Origin of the sequence: Nocardioides sp. ChNu-153, from assembly GCF_030466625.1 — a bacterium.
Lineage (GTDB): Bacteria > Actinomycetota > Actinomycetes > Propionibacteriales > Nocardioidaceae > Nocardioides.
Map to the genome: position 1 here is coordinate 368,430 of NZ_JADEVT010000002.1, position 16,319 is coordinate 384,748.

Below are 16,319 nucleotides of genomic sequence, written 5' to 3' on the forward strand. Positions count from 1 at the left end.
ACGGCGTCGGACCCGGGACAGCACGGTAGGACGCATGCTCGTCGCGGGATGTCCTCGGTGCCCGTCCCCGGTCACGGAGTGGCAGGGCACGTGGGCGTGCGGCGCGCACGGACCGACCGCCCCGCTGTGGCGGCCCCACGAGGTCACGTACGACGCGTTCGCCGAGCAGCTGCGCCGCACCCCGGCGTTCCCGACGTACCTGCCGTGGCCGCTGGGCCCCGGCTGGCAGGTGAGCGACTTCGCGCTCGTGGGCGCCGACGAGGCGAGCACCGCGGCCACCCTGACCTGTGCGTCCGGCCTCAGCGCGCTGGACGGGCCCGTCGAGGTGCTGGTCGTGGCGGAGGAGCCGGGCGTGGGCCTCGGCGCCCGCTGCGCCGGGACGACGGCGCCCGACCCGGGCGGCCAGGTCGGCCGCGGCACCCCCGACGTGCGCGTGCGCATCGGCACCCAGGCCGTGCCCCTGTGGACGGTGTCCACCAGCGGCGACGACGAGCGCTTCGACCGCTCGGTGCTGGCCGGCGAGGCGCTCGGACGGTGGCTGTGGCTCGTGCTGCGCCCGGCCTCGGCCATCCTCCTGCTGCGCGACGACTGGATCCTGCGCGACGTCTCCGGGCTCGGGCCGCCGCTCGTCGAGCTGCCGTTCGGCGGTGAGCGCCCCACCTGGTGAGCAGGCCGGCCGGGGGGCTCCCGGTGCGGCGCGCGGACGCCGGGGTCCTAGGGTCGGGGGGTGCGCATCGACCTGCACGCCCACTCCAGCGTCAGCGACGGCACCGACACGCCCGCCGAGCTGGTGCGGGCCGCGGCCGCCGCGGGGATCGACGTCCTCGGCGTGACCGACCACGACACGAGCGCCGGCTGGGCGGCGGCGGCCGTCGAGGCGGAGGCGCTCGGCGTCGCGCTGGTGCGGGGCATGGAGGTCAGCACCCGGTTCCGCGGCCGCGGCGTGCACCTGCTCGCCTACCTGCCCGACCCGACGTACCCCCCGCTGCTCGCCCGCCTGCGCGCCGTGCTCGAGGGCCGGGACGCCCGCGTGCCCGGCATGGTGGACCGGCTGCGCCACCTGGGCGTCGACCTCACGGTCGAGGCGGTACGGCGCGTGGCCGGCCCCACCGCGGCCGTCGGGCGCCCGCACGTGGCGGACGCGCTCGTCGAGGCGGGGTACGTCGCGTCCCGCGCGGAGGCCTTCGACCGCTACCTGAGCCCGGGCCGACCGGCGTACCACGGCCGCGCCGCGGTCGAGCTCGAGGACGTCCTCGACGTCGTGCGCGGCGCCGGCGGCGTCTGCGTCGTCGCGCACCCGTGGGGCCGCCACGACCCCGGCGTGCTCGACGCCGCGGGCCTGGCGCACCTGCGCGAGCGCGGCCTCGTCGGCGTCGAGGTCGACCACCAGGACCACGACGCCGCCGCCCGCGCCGAGCTGCGGGGCATCGCGGGGGACCTCGACCTGGTGGTCACCGGGTCGAGCGACTACCACGGCACGGGCAAGGTCGACCACGACCTCGGGTGCAACCTGACGGCCCCCGACGAGCTCGCCCGCCTGCTGGCCGCGGCCGCCGACGCCGCGCGGGCGGCGAGGCGGCCCGGCACCCCGGTGCTGTGGCACGGGCGGGCACCGGTCTGAGGGTCCCGGGCCGCCGCCGGGCTCAGCGCCCCAGGCGCTGGAACCGCAGCAGGACCGGGGTGGGCACGGCGCGCGCGAGGCCGACGAGCGCCCGGTAGCGCCGCGTCGGCACGACGAGCGCCCGGTTCGCCTCGACCGCGGCGAGCGCCTCCCGCACGACCACCTCGGGCTGCAGCCACAGCGCCCGCGGCGCCGAGCCCCGCTCGACGCCCATCCGGCCGTGGAACTCCGTGCGCACGAAGCCGGGGCAGACCGTCGTCACCCGCACGCCGTGCGGGCCGTACTCCTGCGCCGCCCACACCCCGAACCGGTTCACCCACGCCTTCGCGGCGCCGTAGGTACCCCGGGGGAGGAACGCGGCGACGCTCGAGACGTTGACGACCGTGCCACCGCCGCGCTCCACCATCCCGGGCAGGGCCGCGTGGGTGAGGCGGAGGACCGCGGTCACGAGCACGTCGAGCATGGCCTGCTCCGCCTCGACGTCGGCGTCGAGGAACCGCTCCTTGAGCCCGAAGCCGGCGTTGTTGACCAGCCACCCCACGGGGCGGGCGGGGTCGGCCAGGCGGGCGGCGACGCGGTCCACGTCGGCGCGGTCGGCCAGGTCGGCGGCCAGCGTCTCGACGTGGACGCCGTGGCGCCGCGCGAGCTCGTCGGCGGCCTGCGCGAGCCGCGCCTCGTCGCGGGCGACGAGCACGAGGTCGAGCCCGCGGGCGGCCAGCTGCTCGGCGAACTCGCGGCCGATGCCGACGGTCCCGCCGGTCACGACGGCGGTGGTGCGCCCCGTCGTACCGGGGCGGGGGGCAGGGGCGGGTGCGGGGGAGGTGCTGGTCATGTCCGCATCATGACGGGTCCGCCCGCATCCCGTGCGGGGCCCCGCTGCTCGTGCATGATGGGGCGCCATGGGCACCGTTCTCGCGATCGCGAACCAGAAGGGCGGCGTCGCCAAGACGACCTCCGTGGCCTCCCTCGGGGCGGCGCTCGCCGAGCTCGGGCACCGCGTCCTGGTCGTCGACCTCGACCCCCAGGGCTCCCTCACCTTCTCCCTCGGCGTCGACCCCGAGGACCTCGACGTCTCCGTGCACCAGGTGCTGACCGCCGGACTGCCCGCGCAGGAGGCGATCCTCGCCACCGAGGACGGCGTGGACCTGCTGCCCGCCACCATCGAGCTCGCCCGCGCCGAGGCCGAGCTGCTGACCCGCACCGGGCGCGAGCAGGTGCTGCGCGCCGTGCTCGAGCAGCTGGCCGACGACGGCGTCGAGCACGACTGGGTGCTGCTCGACTGCCCGCCCTCGCTGGGGGTGCTCACCGTCGCGGCGCTCACGGCCGCCGACGGCGTCGTCATCCCGCTGCAGTGCGAGACGCTCTCGCACCGCGGGGTCTCGCAGCTGCTCGACACCGTCCACGACGTGCGGCGCTTCACGAACCGGGGGCTGGAGGTGTGGGGCGTGCTCCCCACGCTGTACGACGGACGCTCCACCCACGCGCGCGCCGTGCTCGAGTCCATCCCCTCGACCTTCGAGCTCGACGTGTTCGAGCCGCCGATCCCGAAGACCATCCGGTTCGCCGAGGCGCCGGCGCGCGGCCGCTCCATCCTCGCCACCGCGCGGAGCACGAAGGGCGCCGAGGCCTACCGCGCCGTCGCGGGCGCCCTCGTGGAGCGCGGGGCCCGCGCGCGCTGACCGGCCCGGACCGTTCACGCACCGAGGCCCGGTGCCCGCACCACCGGGGTGGTCGGGCACCGGGCCTCGGTGCGTGCGGCTGTGCTGCCGGCGTGGTCGCTCAGGCGTCGGTGGCCGCGGCCGGGGCGGGGGCGTTCGAGCCCTCGCCCGCCGACTCGCCGGCCGGACGACCGGCGCCACCGCGGGAGCGGCGACGGCGACGACGCTTCGGGGCGCCGCCCTCGCCACCGCCCTCGCTGCCGCCCTCGGTCGGGCCTGCGGCGGGAGCGGTCACGGTCGTGGCCGCCCCGGTGCCCGCCCCGGTGGTGGGCGCGTCCCCGTCGACGGCCTGGCCGCTGCGGGTCCGGGTGCGCGTGCGGTTGCGGTTGCCGGTCGGGCGGTCGCCCTGGCGGCGCTCCCGCGGCTCGCGCGAGGGGGACTCGCGGGGCTCCCGGGGCTTCTCGGGCACGATGCGGCCCTTGGTGCCCTCGGCGATGCCCATGTCGGTGTAGAGGTGGGCGGAGGTCGAGTAGGTCTCCACCGGCTCGTCGAACGGCAGGTCGAGGGTCTTGTTGATGACCTTCCAGCGCGTCACGTCGGCCCAGTCGACGAACGTGACGGCGACACCCGTGGCGCCGGCGCGGCCGGTGCGACCGATGCGGTGCACGTAGGTCTTGTCGTCCTCGGGGCACGTGTAGTTGATGACGTGGCTGACGCCGGCGACGTCGATGCCGCGGGCCGCGACGTCGGTCGCGACGAGCACGCGCAGCTTGTCCTCGCGGAACTTGGCCAGCGCCTTCTCGCGCGCGGCCTGCGCCATGTCGCCGTGCAGGGGGCTGGCGGCGAACCCGCGCTCGGCGAGGTCGTCGGCCACCCGCTGCGCCTGGCGCTTCGTGCGGGTGAAGACGATGACCTTGTCGGAGACCTCGGCCTGCAGGATGCGGCCGATGATCTCGGGCTTGTCGAGGTCGTGCGCCTGGTAGACGAACTGCGCCGTCGCGGGCACGGTCGCGTTCTCGTACGACGACTCGGCGCGGATGTTCATGGGGGTGCGCATGTGCATGCGGGCCAGCGCGACGATCGCCGAGGGCATCGTGGCGGAGAACAGCATGGTCTGGCGCGAGTCCGGCGTCTTCGCGAGCAGCCGCTCGACGTCGGGCAGGAAGCCGAGGTCGAGCATCTCGTCGGCCTCGTCGAGCACGAGCGAGCGCACGTGCGACAGGTCGAGGGCGCGGCGGTTCGCGAGGTCGAGCAGGCGGCCGGGGGTGCCGACGACGACGTCGACACCGCTCTCGAGCGCCTCGAGCTGCGGCTCGTAGCCGACGCCGCCGTAGACGGTCAGCACGCGGATGCCGCGGTCGGTGCCCGCCAGCTTGAGGTCGTTCGACACCTGCAGGGCGAGCTCGCGCGTGGGGGCGACGACGAGGGCCTGCGGCTTGCCGGCCGGCAGCGCGTCGTACCCGGGGTCGCCGGCGGCGACGCAACGCTGGAGCACCGGGATGCCGAAGGCGAGGGTCTTGCCGGTGCCCGTGCGGGCCTGGCCGATGAGGTCGGTGCCGGCCAGCGCGACCGAGAGGGTCATCTCCTGGATGGCGAACGGGGTGACGATGCCGGCGCGCTCGAGGGCGTCGCAGATCTGCGGGTGCACGCCGAGCGTGCGGAAGGTGGTGGTCAGTGTCCTCTTCGCTTTCGTGAGCAGGTCGGTGTGGCCGACCCGTCGACGCGCGCCGCCCGCGGCGCCGGGAGGGGCTTGCGGTTGCGGCGGGAGAAAGAGGTCTGCCACGCACATGCCGGCGGGGACGTCCCGCCGATCACCGGGTGCGGTCCCGCGTCGGCCGTCCGGGGGTCCGGGTGGGGCTCAGGAGGGGCGCGGGGTGCGCTCGGTGCCACCCAGTGTATCGCCTAGGCTGCGCCGCATGAGCGATTCCCCCGCCGGCGCCCCCTCCGCCGCGCTCGAGGACCCGGTGTACCGGGCCGCGGTCGTGGACCTCCTGGGCGCCGTGGCGTACGGCGAGATCTCCGCGTTCGAGCGCCTGGCGGAGGACGCCAAGCTCGCGCCGACGCTCGAGGACAAGCTCGAGCTCGCCACCCTCGCGGCCAGCCAGCTCGCCGAGCTGGACGCGCTGCGCGAGCGGCTCGTCGAGCTGGGGGCCGACCCGTTCGAGGCCATGGCCCCGTTCCGGCGGCCCATCGAGGACTTCCACCGCCACACCGCCCCCGCCGACTGGTGGGAGAGCCTCGTCAAGGCGTACGTCGGGGACGGGCTCGCCGCTGACTTCTACCGCGAGGTCGCCGCGTTCCTCGACCCGGCCACCCGCGACCTCGTCATCGCCACGCTGGGGGACACCCGGCACTCCGAGTTCGTGGTCGACCGCGTGCGCGCCGCCTTCGAGACGCAGCCCCGGCTCGCCGGCCGCCTCGCCCTGTGGGGTCGCCGCCTCATGGGGGAGGCGCTCACCCAGGCCCAGCGCGTGGCCGCCGAGCGCGACGCGCTCTCCGCCCTGCTCGCCGGGGGAGTGGCCGACGCCGGCCTCGACCTGGCCGCGGTCGGCCGCATGTTCACCCGCATGACGGAGCAGCACGCCGCCCGCATGACGAAGCTGGGGCTGGCCCACTGAGCCGCCCACCCACCGGCCCGCCGGCCCGCCCGGCCGCCGGGGAGGCCCCCGGTACGCCGCTGCCGCCCGTCGTGCTCGTCGCGCCGGCGATGGCGATCGGGTCGGGCTACTACCGCCCGCTGGTCGAGGAGATCCGCGCCCGGGGCTGGGAGGCGGAGACGCTGCCGCGCCGGGGCCACGAGGCCGACGGCGTCCGCGCGTCGCGCGCGCACGACTGGGGCTACGCCGACGAGATCGACGAGATGGCCGCCGCGGTGGCGCGCCGGCGGGCCGCCGAGGAGGACCGGCCGGTCCTCCTGCTCGGCCACAGCATGGGCGGGCAGATGGCGGTCGGCCACCAGCTGACGCGCGACCCGGCCGACGGCCTCGTGCTCGTCGGCGCGTCGCTGCCGCACCACGTCCTCTACCCGCGGCGCGGGCCGGGCATCGTCGCGCTCGCCGCGCTGGTGCCGGCCGTCACGGCCCTCGTCGGGCACCACCCGCGACCGCTGTTCGGCGGGCCGGGCGGACGGACCCTCATGCGCGAGTGGGCCTGGATGGCGCTGACGGGGCGCCCGCCGTACCGGACCGGGCGGGGGCTCGGCGGCCCCGTGCTGTCGGTGACGCTCGAGGGCGACCGGATGGCGCCCGAGCGGGCCAACCGGGTGCTGGCGACGCGGTGGGCGGGCGACGCCGCGCGGGTGACGCACTGGACGTACCGCACGCGGGACGTGCCCGAGGGCGGCAGCAACGACCACGTGCGCTGGGTGCGCTCGCCGGGACCCGTGGTCGACCGGCTGGTGGCGTGGTGGGAGGCCGCAAGGGCCGGGGGAGCGGAGCGCCCGGACGCCGCGGCGACCGGGCACCCCGCGGGGGCTCAGCCCCGGAAGCCGACGGCGCCGACGCTCGGCGAGCCGATCTCGACGTAGGCGAGCTTCGCGACCGGCACGATCACGCGGCGGCCCTTCGTGTCGGTGAGCTCGAGCAGGTCGCCGGCGCCGCGGACGAGGTCGGCGACGGCGTCGGCCTCGAGGTTGGTCTCGACGACGATCTCGCGCGGGGCGTGCTGGACGCCGATCTTGATCTCCATGGGGTTCCTCCGCAGGTTGGTCGGGGCCGCGGGCGGCCCGGACGGTCGGTCGGACGGGTGGTGCGGGTGGGTCGGGCGGTGCGGTGACGCTGCCGGTACGACGACCGCTCAGGCCGGCGTGCCGTCCTCGTGCTCGTCGTGCTTGGGGTAGCCCCGGATCCCGCGCCAGGCGAGGCCCGACACGAGGTCGACGGCCTGCTGGATCGTGATGCCGGAGGTCTCCGAGAGCCAGAACCGGGCGCTGACCTGCGCCATTCCCACCAGCGACACGGCGAGGAGCCGCGCGGCCTCGTCGGGCAGGCCGGTGTCGTCGCGGATCACGTCGGCGACGAGCTCGGCGGTCTCGGAGGTGACGCGCTCGACCTGGGCGCGCACGGCCGGCTCGCTCGTCAGGTCGGACTCGAAGACGAGCCGGAACGCGCCCGTCTCGGCCGCGACGTAGTCGTAGAACGCCTTGATGGCGGCGGTGACGCGCAGCTTGTTGTCGCCGGTGGAGGAGAGCGCCTCGCGGCACTGCGCGATCACGGCGGCGCAGGACTCGTCGAGCAGCGCCAGGTAGAGGTCGAGCTTGCCCGGGAAGTGCTGGTAGAGGACGGGCTTGGAGACCCCGGCGCGCTCCGCGATGTCGTCCATCGCCGCGGCGTGGTAGCCCTGCGCGACGAAGACCTCCAGCGCCGACTCCAGCAGCTGCGCGCGGCGCTCCCTCCGGGGGAGCCGACCGCCGCGGGGGCGTGCGCCCCCGCCGAGTGCGAAGTCTCCGATGCCCACGTCGTTCTCCTCGTCTCCATCTCCCTGCGGCACGGCCGCGGCGCCCGAGCCTACCGTCCGGATGACGGACGGCTGCGGGGCGGTCGGGGCGGGCGGCGGGAACATGGGGACCGCGGTCGGTGTTGGCCGATCACCAGGCCCCTCGCGGGGCTCCGTCCCGGACGAGGAGAACCCGTTGTCCTTCCCTGCACTCGTGGAGCCGGCCGACGAGCTGACCGTCGACGAGGTCCGCCGCTACAGCCGCCACCTGATCATCCCCGACGTCGGGATGACGGGGCAGAAGCGGCTGAAGAACGCCAAGGTGCTGGTGATCGGCGCCGGCGGTCTCGGCAGCCCGGCGCTCATGTACCTGGCGGCGGCCGGCGTGGGCACCCTCGGCATCGTCGAGTTCGACGAGGTGGACGAGTCGAACCTGCAGCGCCAGATCATCCACGGCCAGTCCGACGTCGGGCGGCCCAAGGCGCAGTCGGCGAAGGAGTCGGTGCAGGAGATCAACCCGCTCGTCGACGTCGTCGTCTACGAGGAGCGCCTCGACAACGACAACGTGCTGCAGGTCTTCGAGGGCTGGGACCTCATCGTCGACGGCACGGACAACTTCGCGACGCGCTACATGGTCAACGACGCGGCGTACTTCTTGAAGATCCCCTACGTGTGGGGCTCGATCTACCGCTTCGACGGCCAGGCGTCGGTCTTCTGGCCCCACGCGGTCGACGAGGACGGCACCTCGGCCGAGGCGCCCTGCTACCGCTGCCTCTACCCCGAGCCGCCCCCGCCGGGCATGGTCCCCTCGTGCGCCGAGGGCGGCGTGCTCGGCGTGCTCTGCGCGTCGATCGGCTCCATCCAGGTCAACGAGGCCATCAAGGTGCTCACCGGCGCCGGCGAGCCCATCGTGGGCAAGCTGATGATCTACGACGCCCTCGAGATGGAGTACCGCAAGCTGAAGGTCCGCAAGGACCCCAACTGCGCGCTCTGCGGGGACAACCCGACGGTCACCGGTCTCATCGACTACGAGTCGTTCTGCGGCGCGGTCTCCGACGAGGCCGCCGACGCGGCCGCCGGCTCGACCATCTCCGTCGTGCAGCTCGAGCACATGCTGAAGGAGCGCGAGGAGGGCACGCGCGACTTCGTGCTCGTCGACGTGCGCGAGCCCAACGAGTACGAGATCAACAAGATCCCCGGCTCCGTCCTCATCCCCAAGGGCGAGTTCCTCAACGGCAACGCGCTCGCCGACCTCCCGTCGGTCGACTCGGGCACCCAGGTCGTCCTGCACTGCAAGAGCGGCGTGCGCTCGGCCGAGGCCCTCGCGGTGATCAAGGGCGCCGGGTACGACGACGCCGTCCACGTCGGCGGCGGCGTGGTCGCCTGGGTCAACCAGATCGACCCGAGCCAGCCGGCGTACTGAGCCAGCCGCACCAGCCGCACCGCACCGGGGCCCGGCGAGCACGACGCTCGCCGGGCCCCGGTGCGTCCGGGCCGGCAGCAGGACCGGGGCCCGGGGCGCAGACCGCCGCGTAACTGGCCGCGACGTGTGTCGTTCGTCACCACATGACCCCCTCTCGGACCTCCCTCCCCGTCCGCGCCGGCGCCGTCCTCGCCGTCGGCGCCCTCACCGCCGCGCTCGGCACCGCCACCGCCCCGTCCGCCTCCGCCGCGCCCCGCACGACCTGGGCCGACGCGGACACCGCCGCCATCCACCCGGGCGTGCAGATGTACACCGAGGGCGGCCAGTGCACCGGCAACTTCGTCTTCACCGACGCCGACGGCGCGACGTACGTCGGGTACGCCGCGCACTGCGCCGGCACCGGGGAGGCGACCGACACCGACGGCTGCGAGGCGGGCTCCCTGCCGCTCGGCACCCGCGTCGACTTCGTCGAGGGCGGGTCGCTGCTGGGGGCGGGCACCCGGGTGGGCGGCGGCACGCTCGTCTACTCGAGCTGGCTGGCCATGGAGGCGACGGGCGAGACCGACGCCGACACGTGCGCCTACAACGACTTCGCGCTGGTCGAGGTCGACGCCGCGGACGCCGGCGACGTCAACCCGTCGGTGCCCTTCCACGGCGGCCCCGTCGCGCTCGCGACCGACGGTGCGGCGGCCGGCTCCACCGTCTACTCCTTCGGCAACTCGAGCCTGCGCGCCGGCATCGAGCTGCTCTCGCCCAAGGTCGGTCTCAGCCTCGGCCAGAGCGGTGGCGGCTGGACCCACTCGGTCTACACCCTCACCCCCGGCGTGCCGGGCGACTCCGGCTCGGGCTTCCTCGACGCGCAGGGCCGCGCGCTCGGCACCCTGTCGACGCTCGCCCTCGCGCCCCTGCCCGCGTCCAACGGCGTGGGCGACCTGTCGCGCGAGCTGGCGTACGCCCAGCAGCACTCGGGCATCGCCGGGCTCGCGCTCGTCCCGGGCACGGAGCCGTTCCGGGGGCTGCTCGGCTGAGCACCCGGAGGATCTCGGGCGGCTCCCTCGTGGAGGGGGCAGGAGGAGGGGGTCGGCCCGCGCCGGCCCCCTCCGTCCGCCGTACCCGGGAGACTGGCGCCATGAGCACCGACGAGCGCTTCGCCGAGGCCGTGCTGCGGGTCGTCGAGGCCGTCCCCCCGGGGCGCGTGACGACGTACGGCGCGATCGCCGACGTGGTGGGCAGCGGCCCGCGCCGCGTCGGCTCGGTCCTGGCGCGCGACGGCGGGGGCGTGCCGTGGTGGCGGGTCGTGCGGGCGGACGGCTCGCACCCGCCCCAGATCCGCGACCGCTCGGCGGTCGAGCACGCCGCCGAGGGCACCCCGCGGCGCCCCTCGGGGCGCGTCGACGTCGCCGCCGCCTTCTGGCAGCCGGACCCGGGTCCCCCTAGGGTCGGGCCGGACGCGGACCACGGCGAGGGGGACTGATGGAGCAGAGCGCACCGGCGACGAGGGTGATGGTCGTCGACGACCACCCGATGTGGCGCGACGCGGTCGAGCGCGACCTCGTCGCCGCCGGCTTCGAGGTCGTCGCCGTCGCCGCCAACGGCACCGAGGCCCTCAACCGCTTCAAGGCCGCGCGCCCGCAGGTGGTCGTGCTCGACCTGCAGATCCCCGAGCCCAGCGGCGTCGAGGTGACGGCACAGGCGCTGGCCCACGACCCGTCGGCGCGGGTGCTCATCCTGTCGGCCTCCGGCGAGCAGGCGGACGTGCTCGCCGCGGTCAAGGCGGGCGCGACCGGCTACCTCGTGAAGTCGGCGTCGCGGGAGGAGCTGATCGCCGCGGTGCGCCGCGTGCACGCCGGCGACACCGTCTTCACGCCGGGCCTGGCCGGGCTCGTCCTGGGGGAGTTCCGCCGCATCTCCGGCGGCGACGCCCCCGACGACGGTGCGCCGCAGCTCACCGAGCGCGAGACGGAGATCCTCCGGTTCGTCGCGAAGGGCATGTCCTACAAGCAGATCGCGGAGCGGCTCGTGCTGTCGCACCGCACGGTGCAGAACCACGTGCAGAACACCCTGCGCAAGCTGCAGCTGCACAACCGGGTCGAGCTGACGCGTTGGGCGATCGCGCAGGGTCTCGAGGACCTCGACGACCCCGCCGGCGACGAGGACGCCTGACGGTGGGGGAGCCGACCGACGCCGTCGTCACGGAGGCCGACGCGCTCTACGCGCTGGCGCCGGGTGACTTCACGGCCGCCCGGGACGCACGGGCCAAGGAGCTCAAGGGCGAGGACGTCGAGCTCTCGCGCGCCGTGAAGGCGCTGCGCCGCCCGTCGGTCGCGGCGTGGCTGGTCAACCAGCTGGTGCGCCACGAGCCCGCCCGGGTCGAGGACCTGCTGTCGGTCGGGGCCGCGCTGCGGGAGGCCCAGGACTCGCTCTCGGCCGACGACCTCCGGGCGTTCACCCGCCAGCGCCGCCAGCTGACGGCCACCACGACGACCCGGGCCCGGGCGCTGGGCCGCGAGCTCGGCACCCGGGTGAGCGAGTCCGTCGCGGAGCAGGTCGAGGCGACGCTCACGGCCGCCATGCTCGACGCCGGCGCCGGGGAGGCCGTGCGCACCGGCCTGCTGACCGCCGCGCTCGAGACCGCCGGCCTCGACCCCGTCGACGTCGACGCCGCGCTCGCGGTCCCGGGGGCGACCGGGCACGTCGCCACGCCCGTCCAGGCCGACGACGCGGACGGCGACGACGCCGACGACGCCGACGGCGCCGGCGGGGGGCGGGGGCCGGGGCTGCACGTCGTACCAGACCCGGACGAGGCCGCGCGCGTGCGTGAGGAGGCGGAGCAGGCGCTCGCCGCCGCCGAGGAGCGCCTGGCCGCGAGCGAGGCGGAGCTGGCCGACCTCGACGCGGAGGTCGACGAGCTGGAGGCCCGCGGCATGCAGGCCCAGGCCCGCGTCGACGAGCTGCGGGCGCTGCTCGTCGAGGCCCAGGACGCCCAGGCCCGCACCGAGGACGAGCTGGCGGACGCCGAGGACGCGCGCGCCGAGCACCAGGAGACGGTGGAGGCCGCGCGCACCGAGCGCGACGAGGCCGCCGCCGCCCTCGCCCGGCTGGACGAGGCGTGAGGGGCCCGGGCGTCGGTGGACGCCACCGGGCGCGGGGGAGCACAGTGGCAGCGCGTGACCGGGCACAGGGGTGCCCCGGCCCGCGGGAGGACCGGCCTCGGGCCGGGGACGGAGGAGCACGTGGCTGAGCGGACCAGCGCGACGGGCGGTAAGACGGGTGCGACCGCCGCGGGTGGGGCCGCTGCGGCGACGCCCGCGGAGGAGCCCGGCCTGCAGCGGGTGATGGGGCCCGGCCTGCTCCTGCTCTTCATCATCGGCGACATCGTGGGCGCGGGGATCTTCGCGATCACCGGCAGCGTCGCGGGGCAGGTCGGCGGCGTCGCGTGGCTGCCGTTCGTCGTCGCGTTCGCCATCGCCACCGTCACGGCCTGCTCCTACCTGGAGCTGGTCAGGAAGTACCCCCAGGCCTCCGGCGCGGCGCTCTACGTGCACAAGGCCTTCGGGATGCACTTCGTGACGTTCATCGTCGCGTTCACGGTCATGTGCTCGGGCATCACGAGCGCGTCGACCTCCTCGAGCCTGGTCGCCACGAACCTGCTGCAGGGTCTCGACGGCGTGTTCGGCGGCGTCCCGACGGGCACGGTGGCCACCCTCGTCACGGCGCTGGCCATCATCGTGGTGCTCGGGCTCATCAACCTGCGCGGCGTCGGCGAGAGCGTGAAGTTCAACGTGGTGCTGACGCTCGTGACCGTCCTCGCGCTGGCGATCGTCATCGGCATCGGCATGTGGACCGCGGTCAGCGGCGAGGGCGACCTCGGCCGCATCGTGGTGTTCGAGAGCGAGGGCGACAAGAACCTGTTCGCGGCGGTCACGGTCGCGACGGCGATCGCCTTCTTCGCGATGGTCGGCTTCGAGGACTCGGTCAACATGGTCGAGGAGACCAAGGACCCGATGCGCATCTTCCCGCGGATGATGCTGACCGGCCTGGGGATCTGCGTCCTGCTCTACATCCTGGTAGCCGTCACGGTCGTGCTCGTCATCCCGATCGACGACATCGCGAACCCGGAGAACCCGAACGCGGGCATCCTCCTCGACGTGGTGCGCATCGGCGCCCCGGGCATCCCGGTCGACACCATCTTCCCGTTCCTGACGGTGTTCGCCGTCGTCAACACCGCCCTCATCAACATGCTGATGGCGAGCCGGCTCGTCTACGGCATGGCCCGCCAGGGCGTGCTGCCGCGGGCGCTGGGACACGTGCTGCCCGGCCGGCGCACCCCGTGGGCGGCCATCGTCTTCACCACCCTGCTGGCCATGGGCCTCATCACCTACGTCCGCCTGCAGGACGGCACGAGCATCGTCGGCGCCCTCGGCGGGACCACCGCGCTGCTGCTCCTCGCCGTCTTCGCCGTCGTCAACGTCTGCGTCCTCGTGCTGCGGCGCGACCCCACCCCCGAGGGCGCCTTCCGCGTGCCCACCGTGCTGCCCGTCGTCGGCGCCGTCGCCTGCGCCTACCTCGTCGGCCCGTGGGCGCGCCTGCCCGAGCAGTTCATCCAGTAGCGCATCGGCGGGGTCCTGCTGCTCATCGGCGTCGGGCTGTGGGCGCTGACCTGGTTCGGCAACCGCGCGCTGCGCCAGGAGCGCACCGGGTTCCGCGACATCGAGCACCTCGAGGACTGAGCCCGGCCCGACGGGGCTGTCCGCCTGCCGCGACGGTTCCGTCGGGCGGTGCGTGCCGTCGTACCCTGGGACGGTGAGCATCCCCGACCTGTCCACCCTCCACGCCCTCGGCGCGGCGCAGCAGCCGACGTACCCCGACCCGGCCGCCCTCGAGTCCGCCGTGACGACGCTGCGGACGGCGCCCCCGCTGGTGTTCGCCGGCGAGTGCGACGACCTGACGACCAAGCTGGCCGCGGTCGCGCGGGGCGAGGCGTTCCTGCTCCAGGGCGGCGACTGCGCGGAGACGTTCGCGGGCGTGACGGCCGAGAACGTGCGCAACAAGCTGCGCGTGCTCCTGCAGATGGCGGTCGTGCTCACGTACGCCGCCAAGGTGCCGGTCGTGAAGGTCGGGCGCCTCGCGGGTCAGTACGCGAAGCCGCGCTCCTCCGACCTCGAGACCCGCGACGGCGTCACCCTGCCGGCGTACCGCGGCGACGCGGTGAACGGCTACGACTTCACCGAGGCCTCCCGGGTGCCGGACCCCCAGCGCCTCGTCGACGTCTACAACGCCTCGGCCGCGACGCTCAACCTCGTGCGCGCCTTCACCACGGGCGGGTACGCCGACCTGCGCCAGGTCAGCACGTGGAACACCGACTTCGTGCGCAGCTCGCCCATCGGGCAGCGCTACGAGGCCCTCGCGGGCGAGATCCAGAGCGCGCTCGACTTCATGTCGGCCATCGGGGCGGACCCCGTCGAGTTCCACAAGGTCGACTTCCACTCCTCCCACGAGGCCCTCGTGCTGGAGTACGAGCACGCCCTCACGCGCATCGACTCGCGCACCGAGCAGCCCTACGACGTGTCGGGCCACTTCGTGTGGATCGGCGAGCGCACGCGCCAGCTCGACGGCGCGCACGTGGAGCTGCTGAGCCACATCAAGAACCCGATCGGCGTGAAGCTGGGCCCCACGACGAGCGCCGACGACGCGATCGCGCTGGCCGCCAAGCTGAACCCGGAGAACATCCCGGGCCGCCTCACCTTCATCACCCGCTTCGGCGCGGGCAAGATCCGCGACGGGCTGCCCGAGCTGGTCGAGAAGGTCACGGCCGCCGGCCTGCAGGTCGCCTGGGTCTGCGACCCGATGCACGGCAACACGTTCACGGCGAGCTCGGGCTACAAGACCCGCGCGTTCGAGGACGTCATCGACGAGGTGCAGGGCTTCTTCGACGTGCACCGCGCGCTGGGCACCTGGCCCGGCGGCCTCCACGTCGAGCTCACCGGTGACGACGTCACCGAGTGCGTCGGCGGCGGCGAGGAGCTGGCCGAGATGGACCTCGGCAACCGCTACGAGTCGGTCTGCGACCCGCGCCTCAACCGCGTGCAGTCCCTCGAGCTGGCCTTCCTCGTCGCGGAGATGCTGCGCGCCACCCCGCGCGACTGATGGCGGCCGACGCCGGCACCGACCGACCCGACGGCCCCGTCGTCGACCTCCGCTCCGACACCCTGACGCGGCCCACCGAGGCGATGCGCCGGGCGATGGCCGGGGCGGAGGTCGGTGACGACGTGTACGGCGAGGACCCGACGGTGCGGGCGCTCGAGGAGCGGGTCGCCGCGCTGCTCGGCCACGAGGCCGCGCTGTTCTGCCCCACGGGGTCGATGGCCAACGTGCTGGCGCTCCGCACGCTGGTCGGGGTCGGCCAGGAGGTGCTCTGCGAGGCGCAGGCGCACGTCGCCCGGGCCGAGCTGGGCGCCCACGGCGCCTACACGGGGCTGACGATGCGCACCTGGTCGCACCCGACCGGCGGCGTCGACCTGGACGCGGTCGCGTCGATGTTCGCCCCGGACCTCGGGCCGTTCTTCGTGCGGACCACCGCGATCGCGGTGGAGAACACCCACAACTTCGCCGGCGGCACCGTCGTGCCGCTCGCCGACCTCGAGGCGCTGAGCGCCTTCGCGCGGGCGAACGGCGTCGGCGTCCACCTCGACGGCGCGCGGATCTGGAACGCGCACGTCGCCACGGGCGTCCCGCTCGCGACGTACGGCGGACTCGTCGACGTCGCCGCGGTGTGCCTGTCCAAGGGCCTGGGTGCGCCGGTCGGCTCCCTCGTCGTCGGCTCCGCGGACGCGATCACCGAGAGTCGCGTGTGGCGCAAGCGGATGGGCGGCGGGATGCGGCAGGTCGGTGTCCTGGCCGCCGCGGGCCTCCACGCCCTCGACCACCACGTCGAGCGGCTGGCCGACGACCACGCCCACGCCCGGCTGCTCGCGGAGGCCTGGGGTGTCGACCCCGCAGGCGTGGCCACCAACATCGTCGTGCGCGACGTGCCCGACGCGCCGGCCCACGTGGCCGCCGCCCGCGCCGCCGGTGTGCTCGTGTCGGCGGTCGGCGCCCGCACGGTGCGCCTCGTGACCCACCTCGACGTCACCCGCGCGGACGCCGAGCGCGCGGCCCGCGTGCTCGCCACCCTCTGAGCCGG

Annotated in this window: 17 protein-coding genes; 13 read left to right on the top strand and 4 right to left on the bottom strand. The window is 75.0% G+C overall.

All coding sequences use genetic code 11. From position 1 onward, the window contains the following. Window positions 1-34 precede the first annotated feature (34 nt). Together INN71_RS05610 and INN71_RS05615 are read left to right on the top strand one after the other, a co-directional pair. Window positions 35-667: a DUF6758 family protein gene (locus tag INN71_RS05610; protein ID WP_277500895.1), complete on the top strand. Its 633-nt coding sequence runs from the start codon at window positions 35-37 to the stop codon at window positions 665-667. 60 nt (window positions 668-727) lie between these two features. Further along, complete coding sequence (locus INN71_RS05615; RefSeq protein WP_277500894.1) at window positions 728-1,621, top strand: PHP domain-containing protein; 894 nt, start codon at window positions 728-730, stop codon at window positions 1,619-1,621. 22 nt (window positions 1,622-1,643) lie between these two features. Here the strand turns inward: INN71_RS05615 and INN71_RS05620 are convergent, their stop codons facing one another. Next, window positions 1,644-2,453: an SDR family oxidoreductase gene (locus INN71_RS05620; RefSeq protein WP_277500893.1), complete on the bottom strand. Its 810-nt coding sequence runs from the start codon at window positions 2,451-2,453 to the stop codon at window positions 1,644-1,646. A gap of 67 nt (window positions 2,454-2,520) precedes the next feature. Here INN71_RS05620 and INN71_RS05625 point away from each other — a divergent pair, with 67 nt between their 5' ends. Next, window positions 2,521-3,300, top strand: coding sequence for a ParA family protein (locus INN71_RS05625; RefSeq protein WP_277500891.1), 780 nt, complete (start codon window positions 2,521-2,523; stop codon window positions 3,298-3,300). Window positions 3,301-3,400: 100 nt separating this feature from the next. On the opposite strand, the gene INN71_RS05630 is transcribed toward INN71_RS05625, so the two are convergent. Then, on the bottom strand, window positions 3,401-4,978 hold the full coding sequence (locus INN71_RS05630) for a DEAD/DEAH box helicase (RefSeq protein ID WP_277500902.1): 1,578 nt from the start codon (window positions 4,976-4,978) through the stop codon (window positions 3,401-3,403). A gap of 217 nt (window positions 4,979-5,195) precedes the next feature. Between INN71_RS05630 and INN71_RS05635 the strand changes: the two genes are divergently transcribed. After that, window positions 5,196-5,897 (top strand): ferritin-like fold-containing protein, encoded by a 702-nt coding sequence (locus INN71_RS05635; RefSeq protein ID WP_277500890.1) that lies wholly within the window; start codon window positions 5,196-5,198, stop codon window positions 5,895-5,897. Window positions 5,898-5,968: 71 nt separating this feature from the next. Continuing rightward, a complete protein-coding gene (locus INN71_RS05640; RefSeq protein ID WP_277500888.1) occupies window positions 5,969-6,805 on the top strand; it encodes an alpha/beta hydrolase in 837 nt (278 codons plus the stop codon). On the opposite strand, the gene INN71_RS05645 is transcribed toward INN71_RS05640, so the two are convergent. Together INN71_RS05645 and INN71_RS05650 are read right to left on the bottom strand one after the other, a co-directional pair. Beyond that, window positions 6,754-6,966 (bottom strand): DUF3107 domain-containing protein, encoded by a 213-nt coding sequence (locus INN71_RS05645; protein ID WP_277500887.1) that lies wholly within the window; start codon window positions 6,964-6,966, stop codon window positions 6,754-6,756. The genes INN71_RS05640 and INN71_RS05645 overlap by 52 nt on opposite strands. 108 nt (window positions 6,967-7,074) lie before the next feature. Further along, window positions 7,075-7,734 carry a TetR/AcrR family transcriptional regulator gene (locus tag INN71_RS05650; protein WP_277500886.1) on the bottom strand — a complete coding sequence of 220 codons (660 nt, stop codon included), beginning with the start codon at window positions 7,732-7,734 and terminating at the stop codon, window positions 7,075-7,077. Window positions 7,735-7,909: 175 nt separating this feature from the next. On the opposite strand from INN71_RS05650, the gene moeZ reads away from it, so the two are divergent. The 8 genes from moeZ (at window position 7,910) to INN71_RS05690 (ending at window position 16,314) form a co-directional block, all read left to right on the top strand. After that, window positions 7,910-9,136 (top strand): adenylyltransferase/sulfurtransferase MoeZ, encoded by a 1,227-nt coding sequence (gene moeZ, locus INN71_RS05655; protein WP_277500885.1) that lies wholly within the window; start codon window positions 7,910-7,912, stop codon window positions 9,134-9,136. A 143-nt stretch (window positions 9,137-9,279) separates the two neighbouring features. Then, complete coding sequence (locus tag INN71_RS05660; RefSeq protein ID WP_277500884.1) at window positions 9,280-10,164, top strand: hypothetical protein; 885 nt, start codon at window positions 9,280-9,282, stop codon at window positions 10,162-10,164. A gap of 101 nt (window positions 10,165-10,265) precedes the next feature. Continuing rightward, window positions 10,266-10,610, top strand: a complete 345-nt coding sequence (locus tag INN71_RS05665) for an MGMT family protein (protein ID WP_277500883.1) — start codon at window positions 10,266-10,268, stop codon at window positions 10,608-10,610. Then, window positions 10,610-11,299 (top strand): response regulator transcription factor, encoded by a 690-nt coding sequence (locus tag INN71_RS05670; protein ID WP_277500882.1) that lies wholly within the window; start codon window positions 10,610-10,612, stop codon window positions 11,297-11,299. The genes INN71_RS05665 and INN71_RS05670 overlap by 1 nt, the downstream gene beginning before the upstream one ends. 2 nt (window positions 11,300-11,301) lie before the next feature. After that, complete coding sequence (locus INN71_RS05675) at window positions 11,302-12,249, top strand: hypothetical protein (RefSeq protein ID WP_277500881.1); 948 nt, start codon at window positions 11,302-11,304, stop codon at window positions 12,247-12,249. 120 nt (window positions 12,250-12,369) lie between these two features. Further along, window positions 12,370-13,746, top strand: coding sequence for an APC family permease (locus INN71_RS05680; RefSeq protein WP_277500880.1), 1,377 nt, complete (start codon window positions 12,370-12,372; stop codon window positions 13,744-13,746). A 193-nt stretch (window positions 13,747-13,939) separates the two neighbouring features. After that, complete coding sequence (locus INN71_RS05685) at window positions 13,940-15,283, top strand: class II 3-deoxy-7-phosphoheptulonate synthase (protein WP_277500879.1); 1,344 nt, start codon at window positions 13,940-13,942, stop codon at window positions 15,281-15,283. Beyond that, on the top strand, window positions 15,283-16,314 hold the full coding sequence (locus INN71_RS05690) for a low specificity L-threonine aldolase (protein WP_277500878.1): 1,032 nt from the start codon (window positions 15,283-15,285) through the stop codon (window positions 16,312-16,314). The genes INN71_RS05685 and INN71_RS05690 overlap by 1 nt, the downstream gene beginning before the upstream one ends. Window positions 16,315-16,319 lie beyond the last annotated feature (5 nt).